This window comes from Bartonella queenslandensis AUST/NH15, assembly GCF_000312585.1.
GTDB classification, from domain to species: Bacteria; Pseudomonadota; Alphaproteobacteria; order Rhizobiales; family Rhizobiaceae; genus Bartonella; species Bartonella queenslandensis_A.
Genome location: NZ_HE998253.1, coordinates 1 through 1,441, shown reverse-complemented (window position 1 = coordinate 1,441; position 1,441 = coordinate 1). Strand labels below are relative to the sequence as shown.

Below are 1,441 nucleotides of genomic sequence, written 5' to 3'. Positions count from 1 at the left end.
CCATCAACCAAGATGGCCACTTGATTATCAATATTTAAATGAGGGAAATATGACGCAGATCGACCTTGGGAATATCCGTATCAATTGGCGCGGTGCTTATGATGCAAAACAGAAATATGTCCGTCATGATGCTGTTGCGTTTAAGGGTTCCAGCTTTATTGCGAAGCGGAATGTGACGAATGTTATCCCCATTCAAGGCGCTGACTGGGATTTAATGGCCGCAGGCAGTGATCAACTGACGCAAGAGGGTGATTTGCTCACCCATGATGGCAACAAGCCCATACGCCTTATCCGGGGAGGCAATGCGCAAATTTTACAAATGAGCGGCAATCGGCCCACTTGGCAAGATCAGGCACTTGATCCAGCGCGGCGTGTCTGGAAACTTGGCAAAGTCAATAGGTATGGCAGTCGGTATACGCGTATTTATCTGATGGCCAATGGTCTTATCAAAGCGTGCGGCATGGGCAGCAATTATTCCAATGGCAATCCATCCGGTAAGGATATTTATCTGCCAAGTGTTGTTGCAACAGAAGATTCAACTGTGCGCTTTGTTGATGTTTTTTCGGGTGGACAGCAGCATTATGGCCTGACCGCAGAGGGCCAAGTTTACTCATGGGGTTATAATAATTATGGTCAATTAGGACATGGCGATACGGTGAACCGAGCCATTGCTAAAAGAATTGACTACTTTGTTAAAAATAAAATTAAGATAGCACGCATTATTCCGGGGCAACCGAACTATTATGACTATGGTGTTGCTTATTTCTTAACGACAGATGGGCGCGTCTATGCATGCGGATATGGAGGCAATGGTAATCTTGGGACCGGCACGATGTCCCATCAGTATACACCTGTGCGTTGCGGCGCATTAGAAAATATTATTGATATTGGTGTTTCGAGCTATCCCTATAGTGTTCATGCTATCGATAAAAATGGCGCGCTTTGGGTGTGGGGCCGCAATAATAACGGGCAATTAGGCCTTGGTGATACGACAGATCGTAGTACACCCCTTTTAAATGCTGCAATGAAAAATATTGTTAAAGCAATCCCTGTTTCTGGTTCCGATTCATCCGGAGAAAATTTGGTAGGCTGTGGCTTCGCGTTGCGCTCTGATGGATCTATCTGGGCTGCTGGCTATAATGGTTCTGGCCAACTTGGTTTGGGGGACACAACATCGCGCAGTAGTTTTACGCAAATTCCCTTATCAGAGAGTGTGATTGATATTTCGATAACAGATGGTCGATATGGCCCTGTTGGTGCTGTAACTCAACAAGGCCACGTTTATTTGTGGGGAGCCAATGGCTACGGTCAGCTTGGCACAGGTGATACGAGCGCGCAATATAAGCCATTCAAGCCCAAAGGTGCGTTTCAGGGCAAAGTTACGCGCGTACAAATTGGTGGGGGCTGCAGTTGGGTCGGGTCTATTATTCAGTATGGCAAT

The 1,441-nt window shown here is 46.5% G+C and carries 1 protein-coding gene; it reads left to right on the top strand.

What is annotated here, in order from left to right; translation table 11 throughout:
- Positions 1 to 49: 49 nt before the first annotated feature.
- Positions 50 to 1,441 (top strand): RCC1 domain-containing protein (locus tag BN338_RS10095; RefSeq protein WP_156809286.1); only part of this gene is annotated, 1,392 nt, incomplete at its 3' end.